Here is a 17070-nt window from a genome sequence, read left to right on the forward strand (position 1 = left end):
TAACGTTCGCGGCGAGCGGCACCGGGCTTCTAGCTCCAGACGCTCCTTCCGCGAAACGCGGACTTCTCTTGCTTCGGGAATCATCCCGATCTTGAATCACGACTCACGTTCTATGAAAAGTGGGTACTAGGCGCGCAAGAAGTGGCGCATCCAGATCAAGCGCCTGTGAGCCGAGTGTCGCGGTCGCGACACGCTGTCCGGCCTAGGACAGGCGGGAGACGGAAAATAGCCGAGATAAATCAAGGCTCGACGTTTGGCACGAGCCTTGAAGGAAAGCCGTCGCGCATCGCCTGCCAAGGAATCGGAGTTTATGGCTTACAAGATAATCGCCTCCCAGTGCACCGTCTGCGGCGCATGTGAGTTCGAATGCCCGAACGCAGCAATCAGCCTCAAGAACGACATATATGTAATTGATCCGAAGAAGTGCACCCAATGCGAGGATCAGTGCGACACGCCGCAATGCGCCGTTATCTGCCCGGTGCCCGGCACGTGCGTGCAGGCATAAGGAGCGACCGATGAGCGGGTCCGCTGCGCGCAGCAAGGTTGAAGCGCGATCGGTGGCCGCCTTTCTGATGGGCGGCCTCGCTGGCCCCGAGCTGCGGGTGACTTACGCGATCGCGTATGCGGCGAAGGGCGCGCGCCGCGGCCGTCGTCGGGCATGGCCGGAGTCCTTGCGCGAGCGGCGGAGCGGGCAATGGTAGCCGTACAAGAGACGGTCGAGCGCGTCAGGCGCATCGACGTCGATCAGTATCGATATGGGTTCGAGACGCTTATCGAATCCGAAAAGGCCCCCAAGGGGCTCTCGGAAGATATCGTCCGCTTCATCTCAGAGAAAAAGAACGAGCCGGCCTGGATGCTGGAATGGCGCCTGGAGGCGTACCGCCGCTGGCTGACCATGACCGAGCCGACCTGGGCGCGCGTCAACTATCCCAAGATCGACTACCAGGACCTCTACTATTACGCGGCGCCGAAGCCGAAGAAGACGCTGTCATCGATCGACGAGATCGATCCCGAGATTCTCAAGACCTATGAGAAGCTCGGCATTCCCTTGCGGGAAGTCGCGATCCTCGAGGGCGTCGAGCCGCCTCCGGGCGGAGAGCCTTCGGAACAGCGGAAGATCGCGGTCGACGCCATCTTCGATTCGGTGTCGGTTGCGACCACCTTCCAGAAGGAATTGAAGAAGGCCGGCGTGATCTTCATGCCGATCTCGGAAGCGATCCGCGAGCATCCTGAGCTGGTGCGCAAATATCTCGGCAGCGTGGTGCCGACGTCGGATAACTTCTTCGCCACCTTGAACTCGGCGGTGTTCTCCGACGGCTCGTTCGTCTACGTGCCGCCGGGCGTGCGCTGCCCGATGGAATTGTCGACCTATTTCCGCATCAACGAGCGCAACACCGGCCAGTTCGAGCGCACGCTGATCATCGCCGACAAGGGCTCGTATGTCTCTTACCTCGAAGGCTGCACCGCGCCGCAGCGCGACGAGAATCAGTTGCACGCCGCCGTGGTCGAGCTGGTTGCGCTCGATGACGCCGAGATCAAATATTCGACGGTGCAGAACTGGTATCCCGGCAACTCGGAAGGCAAGGGCGGCATCTACAACTTCGTCACCAAGCGTGGCGACTGCCGTGGCGACCACTCGAAGATTTCCTGGACCCAGGTCGAGACCGGTTCCGCCATTACCTGGAAATATCCGAGCTGTATCCTGCGCGGCGACAATTCGCGCGGCGAGTTCTACTCGATCGCGATCTCGAACGGTTACCAGCAGGTCGACTCGGGCACCAAGATGATCCATCTCGGCAAGAACACCTCGAGCCGGATCATCTCCAAGGGCATCGCCGCCGGCAAGTCGCAGAACACCTATCGCGGCCTCGTCACCGCGCACCGCAAAGCCACCGGCGCGCGCAACTACACCGCCTGCGACTCGCTTTTGATCGGCGACAAATGCGGCGCGCACACCGTGCCTTACGTCGAGGCGAAGAACTCGTCGGCGACGTTCGAGCACGAGGCGACGACCTCGAAGATCTCTGAGGATGTCCTGTGCTACTGCGTGCAGCGCGGACTGAGCCAGGAGGAAGCGGTCGGCCTCGTCGTCAACGGTTTCGTCAAGGACGTGCTGCAGCAGCTCCCGATGGAGTTCGCGGTCGAGGCGCAGAAGCTGATCTCGATCTCGCTCGAAGGTTCGGTTGGATAATCCTCATCCCTGGCGGGCCTGCCGTAGCGGCGCCTTGAGGATGCTACCCTAGGAAAACTGTAATGGCATTGCTTGAAGTGAAAGATCTCCAGGTTCGTGTCGAGGATCGCGAGATCCTCCATGGCCTGTCGCTGACCGTGAATCCCGGCGAGGTCCACGCGATCATGGGGCCGAACGGCTCCGGCAAATCGACGCTCTCGCACGTCATCGCCGGCAAGCCGGGCTATGAGGTCACCGGCGGACAGATCCTGTTCCGCGGCGAGGATCTCTTGGAGATGGCGCCCGACGAGCGCGCCGCCAAGGGCGTGTTTCTGGCGTTCCAGTATCCGGTCGAAATCCCCGGGGTCGCCACCATGAACTTCCTGCGCACCGCGCTGAATGCGCAGCGCAAGGCGCGCGGCGAGAGCGAATATTCGACGCCGGACTTCCTGAAGAAGGTCCGCGAGGTCGCAAAGTCGCTCAACATCCCGCAGGACATGCTCAAGCGCGGTGTCAATGTCGGCTTCTCCGGCGGCGAAAAGAAGCGCAACGAGATCCTGCAGATGGCGCTGTTCGAGCCGAGCCTCTGTATCCTCGATGAAATGGATTCCGGCCTCGACATCGACGCGCTGAGGATCGCGGCCGACGGCGTCAACGCGCTGCGCTCGCCCGAGCGTGCCATGGTCGTGATCACCCACTACCAGCGCCTGCTCAACTACATCGTGCCGGACTATGTGCACGTGATGGCGAAGGGGCGTGTCGTGAAGAGCGGCGACAAGCATCTCGCGCTGGAGCTCGAGGCCGCCGGCTACGCTCCGTTCGAGCACGCGGCCTAGAGAGCGCAAGGAGTTTTCGATGAACCTGGTTCTGTCAAAAACCGATCCCGGACGCGCGGTGGGCAATGTGTTCGTCAAGGTCAACGGACGGCTGCCCGGCGCAGGCTCTGTTGCCGACATCCGCGCGAGGGCATTCGACGCTTACAAGCGCGTCGGCTTACCGCACCGGCGGATCGAGGAATGGAGATACACCGACCTGCGCGCGCTAATGCGCCACGTCCTACCGCTCGCGCCGCAACCGGATGCGGCTGCGCTCGCGCGGGCAAGGGCTGCAGTCGCGCAAGCTGCCGTCGAGAAGGGAGCGATCGAGGGCGCAGCGAAGCTAGTGCTCGTCGATGGTTTGTTCGCGCCCAATCTCTCCGACATCGCCGAGTTGGGCCGGAGCGTCAACGTGCGCACGCTGCGCGAAGTTCTGGACGATCCAGCTAACGAGGGGAGAGGCGACCTGCTGCTGACCGCAACGACGGATGCGGTGATCTCGCTCAATGCCGCGATGGTGACCGACGGCGTGGTCATCACGGTCACCGACGGCACCGAGTTATCCCGACCGATTCAAATCGTCCATGTCGCAACCACCTCGTCGGCGTCAAGCTTCACTCGCTCGCATCTGAGGCTTGGCAAGGGCGCGCAGGCGGCCGTGGTCGAAAGCTTTGTGGCGGCCGAAGGCGCCCGCAACCATCAGGCCAATGATGCGGTGATCGTCTCGGTTGGTGAGGCGGCCAATCTTGCCCATCTGCACGTTCTGGCGGACGGGGCGGACGCCACCAACATTTCCTCCGGATTGTTCGCGGTCGGGGCGAGCGCGAAACTCAAATTGTTCAGCATGATCTGTGGTGGTGCTGTGAGCCGATACCAGGCATTCATCACATTGGCGGGCGAGGGCGCCGAGCTCTCCGTCAACGGCATCAACCTGCTGAGGGACAAACAGCATGGTGACACGACCTTGGTCGTCAACCACGCTGTGCCGCATTGCACGAGCCGGGCGAATTTCCGCGCGGCCGTCGACGACCGTGGCCACTCGGTATTCCAGGGCCGCATCATCGTGCGTCCTGATGCACAGAAGACGGACGGCAGGATGATGACGCGTGCGCTTTTGCTGTCCGACGAGGCTGAAGCCGACAACAAGCCGGAGCTGGAGATCTTTGCCGACGATGTCACCTGCGGCCATGGCGCGGCATCCGGCGCACTGGATGAGACTCTGCTGTTCTATCTACGCGCACGCGGCCTTTCCGGGAAGGAGGCACAGGCGCTCTTGGTCCAGGCTTTCCTCGGCGAAGCTATCGAGGAAATCGCCGACGGGAGGTTACGCGAATTCGTGATAGTACTGGCCGAGCGCTGGCTGGAGGCGAGGGGATGAGCGCGCATCCGGCGGTCGCCAACGGCGCTTACGATGTTGCGCGGGTGCGCGAGGACTTTCCGGCGCTGGCGCTGCAGGTCTATGGCAGCCGCAGGTCTATCTCGATAACGCCGCCTCGGCGCAGAAGAGCCAAAGGCGGTGCTCGATCGCATGATGCAGGCTTACACGTCCGAATATGCCAACGTGCATCGCGGTCTGCACTATCTGGCTAACGCCGCGACCGAGGCCTATGAGGGCGCCCGCACCAAAGTGGCGCAGTTCCTCAACGCGCGCCTCACCGAAGAGTTTGTCTTACTCGTAGCGCTACCGAGGCGATCAATCTGGTCGCCCAGACTTTCGGCCGCGAGCGCATCTCACCCGGGGATGAGATTGTTCTCTCGATCATGGAGCACCGCGCCAACATCGTGCCCTGGCATTTTCTGAGGGAACGCCACGGCGTTGTCATCAAATGGGCGCCAGTGGACGACGAGGGCAATTTTCTCCTCGAGGAGTTCGAGCGGCTTCTGACCGAGCGCACCAAAATGGTTGCGATCACACAGATGTCCAACGCGCTCGGCACTGTCCTGCCGGTGAAGGAGATCGTGAGGATCGCGCATGCGCGCGGCATCGAGGTGTTGGTCGACGGCTCGCAAGGCTGCGTCCATCTGGATGTTGATGTCCGCGACATTGATTGCGATTTTTACGTGATGACGGGCCACAAACTTTATGGGCCGACCGGTATCGGCGTGCTTTACGGCAAATATGCGCATCTGGCGTCGATGCCGCCGTTCAACGGTGGCGGCGAGATGATCCGCGAGGTCTCGCGTGACGGTGTCACATATGGTGATCCACCTCACCGGTTTGAGGCTGGAACTCCCCCGATCGTCGAGGCGATCGGTCTGGGCGCGGCTGTGGACTATATCAATTCAATAGGCAAGCCACAGATCCACAAGCACGAGAGCGCACTGCTTGCTTATGCGCAGGAGAAGCTGCGCGGCATCAATCCCTTACGCATTATTGGAACGGCGGCTGAGAAGGGCGCAATCATCTCCTTCGATATGAAGGTCGCGCATGCGCACGATTTTGCCACCGTCATCGATCGTGCAGGCGTGGCGGTGCGCGCCGGGACCCATTGCGCGATGCCGCTGCTCGAGCGGTTTGGCGTGCCAGCAACGTGCCGCGCTTCGTTCGCCCTCTACAACACCTATGAAGAGATCGATGCGCTGGCGGGTGCCCTTGTCAAAGCGCAGGAGCTGTTCTCATGAGGGCAGGAACGGGCCCAGAACCATGAGGCGCGTTGTGTATACGCGAATTGCTAATGCTATGCGCGAACCTCATATCGCTGGACGTCTCCGCCGGAGAGTGCGTCCGCTCCTTGACGCTGATTAAGAACGACGCAGACAACCGCATACCGGGTAGCCGCTGGTCTATCCGGGCGACGCTGGGATGTGCGGCAGAGCTGGCGTTTTCTTCATGATCTCTACTACACCCGCTTGAGTTCATGGCGCACGCCGCCTTCGTCATCATTCGCGCTCACGAGCCGGTTCGTCTCGAGCACAGGGCGGGTCTCTCGGCAGAGTCGAGGATCAGGTTTAGTTGCGTCAACGCGTATCAGCTAGGGCAGCCTCGGCCTCGGCTGCACACGTAAGATCATGGAGCTAAAAATCGTTCGGCGCTGCGGCTTGAGATGCTCAGGCGCTCGAACACCCCCCGCGCGTCGGCCGCGACGATCTCCCTGGTTGGTCGACCCAATAGCAGGATGGCGGCGAGGCCACGCGCAAGGCACCATCGCGGGTGAGGTGTGCACCGGTCGGGCTTCGCGACGATCCGTGAGCCAGATTGGCTGCCGCGGCCTTGCAGCTGGGTCGCTTCGTTAGATAGCTTCCGGTAGTAGGCCCCGGCAAGTATCGCAATACTCTCGCGGGCTTGTGTGGAAAATCCGCGGGTGCAAAACCATGCGTGCCCGGCTTGTTTTGTTTCGAACAGGATCAAACGAGCAGGTCTGTGGACACGTTCGATGTCGGGTTTGCAACAACAGTCCGGTCAGCCGCGCGAGTGTGGCTATCTACTTCCAACTGCGTGGATTTTTGCGTTCACGCCGCGGCTGGCATGGTCGTTGCAAACTCTTGGTCGAGAGCCGTCATCGCAACAGGAAACCTTCTGAAGGATATCAGCATGAGTCTCGCCACGACCCAGAGCATCGCGGAAATCAAAGCCCGCAACAAAGAGCTGATTGAGGAGGTGCTGAAGATCTATCCGGAGAAGACTGCGAAACGGCGCGCCAAGCACCTCAATGTTCACGAGGCCGGCAAGTCGGACTGCGGAGTCAAGTCCAATCTCAAATCGATCCCAGGCGTGATGACGATCCGCGGTTGCGCCTACGCGGGTTCCAAGGGTGTGGTGTGGGGCCCGATCAAGGACATGATCCACATTAGCCACGGTCCGGTCGGCTGTGGACAGTACTCGTGGGGCTCGCGGCGTAACTATTACGTTGGCACGACAGGCATCGATAGTTTCGTGACCTTGCAATTCACCTCCGATTTCCAGGAAAAGGATATCGTGTTCGGCGGCGACAAGAAGCTCGTCAAAATCATTGACGAGATCCAGGAGCTGTTCCCGCTCAACAACGGCATCACCATCCAGTCGGAATGCCCGATCGGCCTGATCGGTGACGACATCGAGGCGGTCTCCAGGTCAAAGTCGAAGGAATATGGCGGCAAGACTATCGTGCCGGTCCGCTGCGAGGGCTTTCGCGGCGTGTCGCAGTCGCTCGGCCACCATATTGCCAACGACGCGGTGCGCGACTGGGTGTTCGACAAGGTCTCGCCCGAGGGCAAGCCGACGTTTGAGCCGACCCCCTACGATGTCGCGATCATCGGCGACTACAATATCGGCGGCGACGCCTGGTCATCCCGAATCCTGCTGGAGGAAATGGGCCTGCGCGTAATCGCGCAGTGGTCCGGCGACGGTTCTCTGGCAGAGCTCGAGGCAACGCCGAAGGCGAAGCTTAATGTGCTGCATTGCTACCGCTCGATGAACTACATCTCACGCCACATGGAGGAGAAGTTTGGGATTCCATGGTGCGAATACAACTTCTTCGGGCCCTCTAAGATCGTGGAGTCGCTGCGCAAGATCGCCGGCTTTTTCGACGACAAGATCAAGGAGGGTGCCGAGCGGGTGATTGCAAAATATCGGCCGCTGGTGGACGCGGTGGTCGCAAAATATCGCCCGCGCCTGGAAGGCAAGAGCGTGATGCTGTTCGTTGGCGGACTGCGTCCGCGCCACGTGATCGGCGCCTATGAAGATCTCGGCATGGAGGTCGTCGGCACCGGCTACGAGTTCGGCCACAATGACGACTACCAGCGCACCGCCCAGCACTACGTCAAGGATGGCACGTTGATCTACGACGACGTCACCGGCTACGAGTTCGAACGCTTCGTCGAGAAGGTCCAGCCTGACCTGGTCGGCTCGGGGATCAAGGAGAAATATGTCTTCCAGAAGATGGGCGTGCCGTTCCGCCAAATGCACTCCTGGGACTATTCGGGTCCGTATCATGGCTATGACGGATTTGCGATCTTCGCACGCGACATGGACATGGCCGTCAACTCGCCGATCTGGAAGAGGACCAAGGCGCCCTGGAAGGATGTCCAAAAGGCGAAACTGTTAGCTGCCGAATAACGCAAAGTGACCGGCTCTCAGCCTGAGGGCCGGAGCTGATATTGATGACGCTTTTTTGAAAGGATCCTACCTATGGCGCAGAGTGCAGAACACGTGCTCGATCACTTCGAGCTGTTCCGCGGACCGGAATACCAGCAGATGCTGGCCAATAAGAAGAAGATGTTCGAGAATCCCCGCGATCCCGCGGAGGTCGAACGCATCAGGGAATGGGCGAAGACGCCCGAATATCGCGAGAAAAATTTTGCGCGCGAAGCGCTGACGATAAACCCAGCCAAGGCCTGCCAGCCGCTCGGCGCGGTGTTCGCCTCCGTTGGCTTTGAGGGCACGCTGCCCTTCGTGCACGGCTCCCAGGGCTGCGTGGCCTATTACCGCAGCCATCTGTCGCGGCACTTCAAGGAACCAAGCTCCTGCGTCTCCTCGTCGATGACGGAGGACGCTGCCGTATTCGGCGGGCTGAACAACATGATTGATGGGCTCGCCAACAGCTACAATATGTACAAGCCCAAGATGATCGCGGTCTCCACGACCTGTATGGCGGAGGTGATCGGAGACGACCTTAACGCCTTCATCAAAACGTCCAAGGAAAAAGGCTCGGTTCCAGCGGATTTCGATGTGCCGTTCGCGCACACGCCAGCCTTCGTGGGCAGCCACGTCACCGGCTATGATAATGCGCTCAAGGGTATCCTGGAGCATTTCTGGGACGGCAAGGCCGGAACAACGCCGAAGCTTGAGCGGGTGCCCAACGAGAAGATCAACTTTATCGGCGGCTTTGACGGCTACACCGTCGGCAACATCCGTGAGATCAAGCGCATCTTTGAGTTGATGGCAATCCAGTACACCGTTCTCGCCGACAATTCCGATGTGTTTGATACACCAACCGACGGCGAGTTCCGGATGTATGACGGCGGCACCACGCTGGAAGACGCCGCGAAGGCGGTTCACGCTAAGGCAACGATCTCGATGCAGCAGTGGTGCACGGAAAAGACGCTGCCGTTCATCGCACATCATGGCCATGAGGTCGTAGCGTTCAATTATCCGGTCGGCGTCTCCGCAACGGATGAGTTCCTCGTGGCGCTGTCGCGCATCACTGGCAAGGATATCCCCGAGGAATTGGCGCGAGAGCGCGGTCGCTTGGTCGACGCGATGGCTGACTCCAGTGCGCACATCCATGGCAAGAAATTCGCAATCTATGGCGATCCAGACCTCTGCTACGGGTTGGCTGCCTTCCTGCTCGAGCTTGGCGCTGAGCCGATCCATGTGCTGTCGACGAACGGCAACAAGGATTGGGAGGCAAAAATGCAGACGTTGTTTGCGAGTTCGCCGTTTGGACAGAACTGCCACGCGTATCCGGGGCGAGACCTCTGGCATATGCGCTCGCTCTTGTTCACCGAGCCGGTCGACTTCCTGATTGGCAACACCTATGGCAAGTATCTAGAGCGCGACACCGGTGTGCCACTGATCCGCATCGGTTTTCCGATCTTTGATCGGCATCACCATCACCGCTCTCCGGTGTGGGGCTATCAGGGCGGCATGAACGTGCTCGTGAAGATTCTCGACAAGATCTTCGACGAGATCGACAAGAAGACCAACGTTCTCGGCGAAACCGACTATAGCTTCGACATCATTCGTTGATGACGAATGACGCGGGCGCCATCGCCGCCAAACATCGGCGATGGCCTAAGCGCAGATGGGCTGATCTTTGCGCACAAGCTCGGTTGAGAGGAGAGATGGATGAGTTCGCTATCGGCCAGGATCCAAGAGATCTTTAATGAGCCGGGCTGCGCCAAGAACGCCAACAAGTCGGTTGCCGAGCGCAAGAAGGGCTGCAACAAGCAGCTACAGCCGGGCGGCGCCGCAGGCGGCTGCGCCTTCGACGGTGCAAAGATCGCGCTGCAGCCTTTTACCGACGTCGCCCATCTGGTGCACGGTCCGATCGCCTGTGAGGGGAACTCCTGGGACAACCGCGGTGCGTCTTCCTCTGATGCCAGCATCTGGCGCACCGGCTTCACCACTGACATGAGCGAAACCGACATCGTATTTGGGGGCGAGAAGCGTCTCTACAAGGCAATCAAGGAGATCATCAACAAGTACGATCCGCCGGCCATCTTCGTTTATCAGACCTGCGTCCCCGCCATGATCGGCGACGACATCAATGCGGTCTGCAAGGCGGCTTCGCAAAAGCTCGGCAAACCGATCATTCCCGTAAATTCGCCGGGCTTCGTCGGCCCCAAGAACCTCGGCAATAAGCTCGCCGGCGAGGCCTTGCTCGAGCATGTCATCGGCACGCAAGAGCCGGACTACACCACGCCCTACGACATCAACCTGATCGGGGAATACAACCTGTCCGGCGAGCTCTGGCAGGTTAAGCCGCTGCTTGACGAGCTCGGCATCCGCATCCTCTCCTGCATCTCCGGCGATGGCAAATATCGCGAAGTTGCCTCTTCGCACCGGGCGCGCGCTGCCATGCTGGTATGTTCGAAGGCGATGATCAACGTTGCGCGCAAGATGGAGGAGCGCTACGGCATTCCGTTCTTCGAGGGATCGTTCTACGGCATCCAGGATTCCAGCGCTTCGCTGCGCGAGATCGCGCGGCTGTTGGTCGAACGCGGCGCGCCTTCCGAACTGATCGGGCGCACCGAGACGGTGATCGCGCGGGAGGAGGCGCGCGCCTGGGCCGCGATCGAGCCGTACAAGCCGCGCTTTGCCGGGAAGAGGGCGTTACTGATCACCGGCGGTGTCAAGTCCTGGTCCGTGGTGGCTGCGCTGCAGGAGGCGGGGCTCGAGCTGGTCGGCACCAGCGTCAAGAAATCCACCAAGCAGGACAAGGAGCGCATCAAGGAGCTGATGGGGCAGGATGCCCATATGATTGAGGACATGACGCCGCGCGAGATATACAAAATGCTGACCGACGCGAAAGCGGACATCATGCTCTCGGGTGGCAAATCGCAATTTGTTGCGCTCAAGGCAGCGATGCCCTGGCTCGACATCAACCAGGAGCGCTGCCACGCCTACATGGGCTATATCGGTATGGTGAAGCTGGTCGAGGAGATCGACAAGGCGCTGTTCAACCCGATTTGGGAGCAGCTGCGTCGACCGGTGCCGTGGGACAAGGTGGCCAAGAACCGGCAGACCGAGACGATCACGAAGATGCGTGGGCGGGCTGCCGAGATCGCCGCCGATCCGCAGACGATGCGGCGCGCGAAAAAGGTTTGCTTCTGTAAGGAAGTCGATCTCGGCACCATCGAGGATGCGATCCGCTCGCATGGCCTGACCAGCGTCGAGGCAGTCCGCCAGCACACCGACGCGTTCGGTGGCTGCTGCAAGAGGCGCATCGAGGACGTCCTAGCCACCATGCCGGTTTCCTCGCCGCCTGCCATGCTGCGGGCCGCGGAATAGGACAAGTCATGGCCATTGTTACCACGCCGACGAAGGCGTGCGCGGTCAACCCGCTCAAGATCAGTCAGCCGATCGGCGGCGCATTCGCCTTCATGGGCCTGCGTGGGGCGATGCCGCTTTTGCACGGCTCGCAAGGTTGCACGTCCTTTGGGCTCACGCTGTTCGTGCGGCATTTCAAGGAGGCGGTGCCGCTGCAGACGACTGCGATGAGCGAGGTGGCGACCGTGCTCGGCGGTTATGAAAATGTCGAGCAGGCTATCCTCAACATCTATAATCGCGCCAAGCCGGAGATCATCGGGATCTGCTCGACCGGGGTCACCGAAACCAATGGCGATGATGTCGACGCCTACATCAAATTGATCCGCGAGCAACATCCGCAGCTCGCCAATTTTCCTTTGATCTTTGTCTCGACGCCTGATTTCAAGGATGCCTTCCAGGACGGCTGGGAAAAGACGGTGGCACGCCTCGTCGAGGTGCTGACGGAGGCGCTGCCGGCCGAGGCAGAGCGTGATCCCGCGCGGGTGAATGTTCTCCCCGGATGTCATCTGACGCCGGGTGACCTCGACGAACTGAGAACCATCCTGGAGGATTTCGGTCTGAAGCCATCCTTCCTGCCTGATCTTGCGGGATCGCTGGACGGGCATATCCCGGACGAATTTACGCCGACGAGCATTGGCGGCATCGGGGTTGACGAAGTCGCGAGCATGGGCCGGTCCAGCTGGACCATTGCGATTGGTGCGCAGATGCGAGGGGCGGCAGAAGCCATGCAGGCCAAGACCGGGGTGCCGTTTCGCCTGTTCGAGCGGCTCTGCGGCCTCACCCCCAACGATGAATTCATTGCTTTCCTGAGCGAGATCAGCGGCCGCCCTGTGCCAGCAAAATATCGCCGCCAGCGCGGGCAGCTGGCAGACGCGATGCTGGACGCGCATTTCCATATCGGCGGCCGCAAGCTTGCGATAGGTGCCGAGCCAGACCTCTTGTTCGACCTATCCAGCATGCTGCACGAGATGGGTGCGCAGGTCACCGCGGCCGTGACAACCACGCAGTCCCCGGTGCTGGAGCGGATCGAGACCAAGGAGGTGCTCATCGGCGATCTTGAGGATCTGGAAGAGCTTGCTAGGACGAGGGGGTGCGATCTGCTGATTACGCATTCGCATGGCCGCCAAGCGGCGGCGCGGCTGAAGATTCCATTTTACCGCGCGGGATTTCCGATGTTCGATCGGATCGGCGCGGGACACCAGCTATCCGTCGGCTATCGCGGCACGCGCGATCTGATCTTCAAAATCGCCAATCTCGTGATCGCCGACCGCGAGGAAAATCACCGGCCGACGCCCGACAGCTGGCGTAGCTGGAGTCAGCCCTTTAGGCCGGGCGGCCTCAGCGTCATCGAGGCAGCAGAGAGGTCGATTGCATGAAGGTCGCATTCGCTACCCAGGACTTGAGGCGCGTCGATGCGCATTTTGGCTGGGCCAAGAACATCGCCATCTATGATGTTGGGCCGGGCGGGCACGTATTCCTGAAGGCGGTCCAGTTCGACGGCGATTTCAAGGAGGACGGCAACGAGGACAAGCTCGCGCCCAAGATCGAGGCGATCAAGGATTGCGCCATCCTCTATGTCGCTGCTATCGGCGGCTCCGGTGCCGCCCGCGTGGTGGCCAACAATATACATCCCATTAAGGTGGGTCAGCCCGAGAACATCCTCGCCCTCGTCGAGAAGCTCGAGCGAGTGCTCAAGGGTACGCCGCCGCCCTGGCTGCGCAAGGCGCTGGCAAAAGACCAGCAGCGCACGCTCGATTTCGAAGAATGAGGACGGCCATGACTGCAGCTGCAGATATCGTGCAACCAGAGAACACGCTCGATGCGCCATTCGTGAGAGAACTGGTTAAGAGTTGGCGCGCCCAGGACATTTATGGCGCCTGGGACGGCAAGAGCGATCTCGATCTGCTCGAACCGTATATTCTGGATAAAGAAAAGCGGCGCGCGCTGCCGATCGTTGGCGATCCAGATCCGGATGTGGTTTGGCGGCTGGAGCTGTTCTTCAATGCGGTCGCGCTCTCGATCGAGAAAGCGACGGGTGTGATGATCCATGCGATGCTAAAGATGCACCATGAAGGCTTTGGTCGCATGGTGTTGATCGGCGGCCGTCTGATCGTGGTGAACAAGCGCCTGCGCGATGTGCATCGCTTCGGCTTCGACAATCTCGCAAAGCTCGCCGCCGAGGGTGACAAATACGTCAAAGGCGGCATCAAGATGATCCGGAAATTTCCCGACGTGGCGAACTATTGAGGGCAGCTCATGAGCGATCTTGAAATCGTAAAAGCAGAAATGAAAAAGCTATCGGCCAAGGCGACGCAGGCCAAGATGGATCTGCACGACCTCTCGGAGGAATTGCCCGTCAACTGGACCTCGATCATGGCGGTGGCGCAGAAGGCGCACGATGCCTTTGCCGAACTCGAGCGCAAGCGCGAGGACCTCAAGGCCCTGGAAAGGGCCTAGTAGCAGTCTGCTGAAGAACCCCCTGGCCACGGAGGGAGCTTGATGATTCACTTTTATCATCTCGAACCGGCGGAGACGATCATGCGGGGCAGGTTTACGGATCAAAGCGGCCTCTTTTCGTACATCGCGCCGGATAAGCGTGTGCCAGCGAACCATCCGCTGCGGAAGGTCCGGGAACTTGTCCGGGATGTATTGAGTGATTTGAACCGCAGCCTTGGGAGGCTCTATCCCAACGAGGGACGTCCTTCGATCCCTCCAGAGCGATTGCTGAGCGCCTTGCTGCTGCAAGTGTGCATCCGCTCGGAACGCCAGTTGATGGAGCAACTGGACTACAATCTTTTGTATCGCTGGTTCGTGGGACTGTCGCCGGACGATCCAGTCTGGGACCCGACCACCTTCACCAAGAACCGGGAGCGGCTGCAGAACGGCGATGTGTTCACGAAGTTCATGACCAAGCTTCTGAACCATTCTCAGGTCAAATCGCTATTGTCGGACGAGCATTTTTCGGTGGACGGGACGCTGATCGAAGCCTGGACTTCGAAGAGTTTTCGCCCCAAGGACGGCAGCGGCAACGATGATGACGGCGCCAACTTCCACGGCCAGAAGCGCAAGAACGACACCCATGCGAGTACCAGCGATCCGGACAGCAGGCTTTATCGCAAGGCGGCCGGATGCGAGGCCAAGCTTTGCTATATGGGCCACGCCACCATGGAGAACCGGCACGGGCTGGCGGTGGCCGGCAGGGTCACGCATGCCAATGGCATCGCCGAACGCCGGGCTTCGGAGACCATGCTGAAGGCGAGACGCAAAGCCGCAGGCTGCCGCATCACGGCCGGTGAGGACAAGGCGTACGATACGGCCGATCACGTCGCCAATCTTCGCGCCATCGGCGTGACGCCGCATGTGACACAGAACCAGGCCGTCACCAAAACCGGCAAGAACCGCAACAGCGCCATCGACGAACGAACCGCGCGGCATCCGGGATACGGCATGTCGCAATCGCGCCGGGCGATGGTCGAGTGCATTTTCGGATGGGGCAAGCAGCATGGCACGATGCGCAAGACCAAACATCGTGGCATCGCTCGCGTCGCCGCCGACTTCCTGCTCAATCTGATCGCCTATAACCTGATCCGGATTCCCAAACTGCTTGCCGTTTAGCCACCCCGCGTCAGGGGGGCACCAACCAACAGGTTAAAAAATTACATCCAACTCCACCGCGCCGCTCCAACAACGACCGCCGACAATACGAAAACTCTCCATTTCAAGCTTTTTCAGCAGACTGCTTTAGAGGGTATCCGATCATGTCATTTGCAACGCGCGACGGCCGTGACTGGACACCGGAGTACCTGATGTCGATTGATGCCAAGAAGTGCATCGGCTGTGGCCGTTGTTTCAAAGTCTGCGGTCGCGACGTCATGACGTTGAAGGGCATCAACGAGGAGGGCGATCTTGTCGATCTGGACGACGACGAAGACGATGAGATCGAGAAGAAGATTATGGTGATGAATGACCAAGGCGCTTGTATCGGTTGCGGCGCCTGCGCCCGGGTTTGTCCGACCAACTGCCAAACTCACCAAACCGCCGCAACGCAAGCCGCTTGAGAGCGAGCTCTGTCCGCCTTTTGCCGCGAGCAAGCGGGAGTTGGGCGGCGAAGCCATGAACTGCGCTCGAGGATAGACCCGCTTGGCGCCGGGCGCATTCCCACCAGCTTGCGGATGCTGAGTCGCCCCGTCCCCAGAAAGAATCATGTCTTCGTCGGCCGCAGGTATGGGGTTCGGATGGCTCGAAATGTCTGCGCTACTATGGATCGGATACCGGCAGCCTCAATAACTTCATTCCGCTGTCGCGAAGAATGCTCAGAACAGCTCTACGGGAGGAACATCATGATCTCACGTCGTCTTGTGATCGGTGTGCTCGGGGCGGGACTGGTAGCGTTCGCGCTCCTTGCCACCCCGGTGGCGCTGGCCTTTTCGCCCGAAGCGCGCAATGCGAAGCTTGATCAAACCCTTAAGGAATTGGTCGAAGGCTGCAGTACTCCGGGTATTGTGGTGCTGATCCTTCAGAATGGCCGCCCGGTCTACAGCCGCAGCGTCGGCGTTCGCAAGGTGGGGAGCGCCGTGCCGATCGGCGAGAACGACATATTCCGCCTCGCCTCAATGACCAAGGCTGTCACCTCGGTGGCAGCGATGATCCTTGTCGAGCAGGGCAGGGATCGGCCTGGACGATCCGGTCAGCCGTTTCCTGCCCGAGTTCGCCAAGTTGCAGGTGCGCGGTCCTGACGGCACTGAGGGTCCTGCGAGCAGGCCGCCGACAATTCGCGAACTGCTGACCCATACGGCCGGATTCTCCTATAACTTCATCAATAATCCCCGGCTCGTTAATGCATACCGCGAAGCGCGCGTGACCGACGGGCTAGACCAGGGCGAGGTAACCACGGCCGAAGCGATGCAGCGTCTCGCCTTCGTTCCGCTTGGCTATCAGCCTGGTACAGGCTGGGAATACTCGCTGGCCACTGACGTGCTCGGGGCTGTCATCGAGAAGGTGACGGGAGCCAGCCTGGGAGCTTTTGTAACCGAGCGCATCGCAAGACCTCTGCGCATTGAGAGCTTTGTGTTCAACGCACCTGAGACCATGCGCTCACGGTTCGTGCAGGTGACACGGCCCGCACAGGTCACGGGCGCACTCGGCACGGGCTACGTTCCGGTGGTGGCACCTGAGGCTGTGCCGTTCCCTCCAACCAAGGGCACCGCCGATTTCGACCCGAACCGCGCCTTCTCTCTGACCGCCTATCACTCTGGCGGCGCCGGCATGAGCGGCACTATCGGGGACAACGGGCGGTTCCTGCAAATGCTGCTGAACGAAGGCGAACTCGACGGCGTGCGGGTGCTCCGCGCGGAAACGGTGCGGCAGATGACGCAGAACGCGACCGGCAACATGCCGACGCTTCCCGGGCCGGGTTGGGGCTTCGCGCTGGGCTTTGGGATCGTGATCGATCCGGCTGCAGCCAAGAGCCGCCTTCCGGCGGGCAGCTACGAGACTGTGAATCTTTTTATATCGGGCGCGTGGCAGCTGTGATTCTCTTCGCGGATTGATTTGCAGGAGGGGGATGATGGCTGGTGACGAGTTGTTTGGAGAGCTGCCGGAACAAGCGGAGCCAC

The 17070-nt window shown here is 60.5% G+C and carries 16 protein-coding genes and 1 pseudogene; all 17 read left to right on the top strand.

What is annotated here, in order from left to right; genetic code table 11:
• Positions 1-310 precede the first annotated feature (310 nt).
• The 17 genes and pseudogenes from ACZYOF_RS35500 to ACZYOF_RS35580 all read left to right on the top strand — a co-directional run bounded on the left by ACZYOF_RS35500 (position 311) and on the right by ACZYOF_RS35580 (position 16987).
• On the top strand, positions 311-505 hold the full coding sequence (locus ACZYOF_RS35500) for a 4Fe-4S binding protein (RefSeq protein WP_130232039.1): 195 nt from the start codon (positions 311-313) through the stop codon (positions 503-505).
• Positions 506-515: 10 nt separating this feature from the next.
• Positions 516-701: a hypothetical protein gene (locus tag ACZYOF_RS35505; protein WP_130582115.1), complete on the top strand. Its 186-nt coding sequence runs from the start codon at positions 516-518 to the stop codon at positions 699-701.
• Positions 695-2191: a Fe-S cluster assembly protein SufB gene (sufB, locus tag ACZYOF_RS35510; RefSeq protein ID WP_394568690.1), complete on the top strand. Its 1497-nt coding sequence runs from the start codon at positions 695-697 to the stop codon at positions 2189-2191. Before ACZYOF_RS35505 ends, sufB begins: the two co-directional genes overlap by 7 nt.
• 62 nt (positions 2192-2253) lie before the next feature.
• The gene (sufC, locus tag ACZYOF_RS35515) at positions 2254-3006 is read left to right on the top strand and encodes a Fe-S cluster assembly ATPase SufC (RefSeq protein WP_463718675.1); all 753 of its coding nucleotides are present in this window, start codon (positions 2254-2256) and stop codon (positions 3004-3006) included.
• Positions 3007-3025: 19 nt separating this feature from the next.
• The gene (gene sufD, locus ACZYOF_RS35520) at positions 3026-4363 is read left to right on the top strand and encodes a Fe-S cluster assembly protein SufD (protein WP_463718676.1); all 1338 of its coding nucleotides are present in this window, start codon (positions 3026-3028) and stop codon (positions 4361-4363) included.
• Positions 4360-5607, top strand: a pseudogene (locus ACZYOF_RS35525) (cysteine desulfurase). Before sufD ends, ACZYOF_RS35525 begins: the two are co-directional and overlap by 4 nt.
• A 910-nt stretch (positions 5608-6517) precedes the next feature.
• Entirely contained in the window at positions 6518-8020 is a 1503-nt protein-coding gene (gene nifD, locus ACZYOF_RS35530; RefSeq protein ID WP_463718677.1) for a nitrogenase molybdenum-iron protein alpha chain, read from the top strand.
• Between the two features lie 72 nt (positions 8021-8092).
• On the top strand, positions 8093-9652 hold the full coding sequence (nifK, locus tag ACZYOF_RS35535; RefSeq protein ID WP_028169138.1) for a nitrogenase molybdenum-iron protein subunit beta: 1560 nt from the start codon (positions 8093-8095) through the stop codon (positions 9650-9652).
• A gap of 99 nt (positions 9653-9751) precedes the next feature.
• A complete protein-coding gene (gene nifE / locus ACZYOF_RS35540; protein ID WP_455998800.1) occupies positions 9752-11416 on the top strand; it encodes a nitrogenase iron-molybdenum cofactor biosynthesis protein NifE in 1665 nt (554 codons plus the stop codon).
• 8 nt (positions 11417-11424) lie between these two features.
• Positions 11425-12831 carry a nitrogenase iron-molybdenum cofactor biosynthesis protein NifN gene (gene nifN, locus ACZYOF_RS35545; RefSeq protein WP_463718678.1) on the top strand — a complete coding sequence of 469 codons (1407 nt, stop codon included), beginning with the start codon at positions 11425-11427 and terminating at the stop codon, positions 12829-12831.
• On the top strand, positions 12828-13223 hold the full coding sequence (gene nifX / locus ACZYOF_RS35550) for a nitrogen fixation protein NifX (protein ID WP_130229807.1): 396 nt from the start codon (positions 12828-12830) through the stop codon (positions 13221-13223). The genes nifN and nifX overlap by 4 nt, the downstream gene beginning before the upstream one ends.
• 8 nt (positions 13224-13231) lie before the next feature.
• On the top strand, positions 13232-13702 hold the full coding sequence (locus tag ACZYOF_RS35555) for a NifX-associated nitrogen fixation protein (RefSeq protein ID WP_028169134.1): 471 nt from the start codon (positions 13232-13234) through the stop codon (positions 13700-13702).
• A gap of 9 nt (positions 13703-13711) precedes the next feature.
• Positions 13712-13912: a CCE_0567 family metalloprotein gene (locus ACZYOF_RS35560; protein WP_028169133.1), complete on the top strand. Its 201-nt coding sequence runs from the start codon at positions 13712-13714 to the stop codon at positions 13910-13912.
• An 81-nt stretch (positions 13913-13993) separates the two neighbouring features.
• Positions 13994-15070: an IS5 family transposase gene (locus ACZYOF_RS35565; RefSeq protein WP_463331900.1), complete on the top strand. Its 1077-nt coding sequence runs from the start codon at positions 13994-13996 to the stop codon at positions 15068-15070.
• 143 nt (positions 15071-15213) lie between these two features.
• Positions 15214-15513 (top strand): ferredoxin III, nif-specific, encoded by a 300-nt coding sequence (fdxB, locus tag ACZYOF_RS35570; RefSeq protein WP_028169131.1) that lies wholly within the window; start codon positions 15214-15216, stop codon positions 15511-15513.
• Between the two features lie 282 nt (positions 15514-15795).
• Positions 15796-16191 (top strand): serine hydrolase domain-containing protein, encoded by a 396-nt coding sequence (locus tag ACZYOF_RS35575; RefSeq protein ID WP_051397342.1) that lies wholly within the window; start codon positions 15796-15798, stop codon positions 16189-16191.
• Positions 16106-16987 carry a serine hydrolase domain-containing protein gene (locus tag ACZYOF_RS35580; protein ID WP_463718679.1) on the top strand — a complete coding sequence of 294 codons (882 nt, stop codon included), beginning with the start codon at positions 16106-16108 and terminating at the stop codon, positions 16985-16987. The genes ACZYOF_RS35575 and ACZYOF_RS35580 overlap by 86 nt, the downstream gene beginning before the upstream one ends.
• The last annotated feature ends 83 nt before the right edge of the window (positions 16988-17070 follow it).

The sequence above is a fragment of the Bradyrhizobium sp. LeoA1Lang genome (genome assembly GCF_055413685.1).

What these genes read in the sequence shown, in the direction of transcription:
- ACZYOF_RS35500 (WP_130232039.1), top strand. Translation starts at nt 311, where the DNA reads ATGGCTTACAAGATAATCGCCTCCCAGTGCACCGTCTGCGGCGCATGT.
- ACZYOF_RS35505 (WP_130582115.1), top strand. Translation starts at nt 516, where the DNA reads ATGAGCGGGTCCGCTGCGCGCAGCAAGGTTGAAGCGCGATCGGTGGCC.
- sufB (WP_394568690.1), top strand. Translation starts at nt 695, where the DNA reads ATGGTAGCCGTACAAGAGACGGTCGAGCGCGTCAGGCGCATCGACGTC.
- sufC (WP_463718675.1), top strand. Translation starts at nt 2,254, where the DNA reads ATGGCATTGCTTGAAGTGAAAGATCTCCAGGTTCGTGTCGAGGATCGC.
- sufD (WP_463718676.1), top strand. Translation starts at nt 3,026, where the DNA reads ATGAACCTGGTTCTGTCAAAAACCGATCCCGGACGCGCGGTGGGCAAT.
- nifD (WP_463718677.1), top strand. Translation starts at nt 6,518, where the DNA reads ATGAGTCTCGCCACGACCCAGAGCATCGCGGAAATCAAAGCCCGCAAC.
- nifK (WP_028169138.1), top strand. Translation starts at nt 8,093, where the DNA reads ATGGCGCAGAGTGCAGAACACGTGCTCGATCACTTCGAGCTGTTCCGC.
- nifE (WP_455998800.1), top strand. Translation starts at nt 9,752, where the DNA reads ATGAGTTCGCTATCGGCCAGGATCCAAGAGATCTTTAATGAGCCGGGC.
- nifN (WP_463718678.1), top strand. Translation starts at nt 11,425, where the DNA reads ATGGCCATTGTTACCACGCCGACGAAGGCGTGCGCGGTCAACCCGCTC.
- nifX (WP_130229807.1), top strand. Translation starts at nt 12,828, where the DNA reads ATGAAGGTCGCATTCGCTACCCAGGACTTGAGGCGCGTCGATGCGCAT.
- ACZYOF_RS35555 (WP_028169134.1), top strand. Translation starts at nt 13,232, where the DNA reads ATGACTGCAGCTGCAGATATCGTGCAACCAGAGAACACGCTCGATGCG.
- ACZYOF_RS35560 (WP_028169133.1), top strand. Translation starts at nt 13,712, where the DNA reads ATGAGCGATCTTGAAATCGTAAAAGCAGAAATGAAAAAGCTATCGGCC.
- ACZYOF_RS35565 (WP_463331900.1), top strand. Translation starts at nt 13,994, where the DNA reads ATGCGGGGCAGGTTTACGGATCAAAGCGGCCTCTTTTCGTACATCGCG.
- fdxB (WP_028169131.1), top strand. Translation starts at nt 15,214, where the DNA reads ATGTCATTTGCAACGCGCGACGGCCGTGACTGGACACCGGAGTACCTG.
- ACZYOF_RS35575 (WP_051397342.1), top strand. Translation starts at nt 15,796, where the DNA reads ATGATCTCACGTCGTCTTGTGATCGGTGTGCTCGGGGCGGGACTGGTA.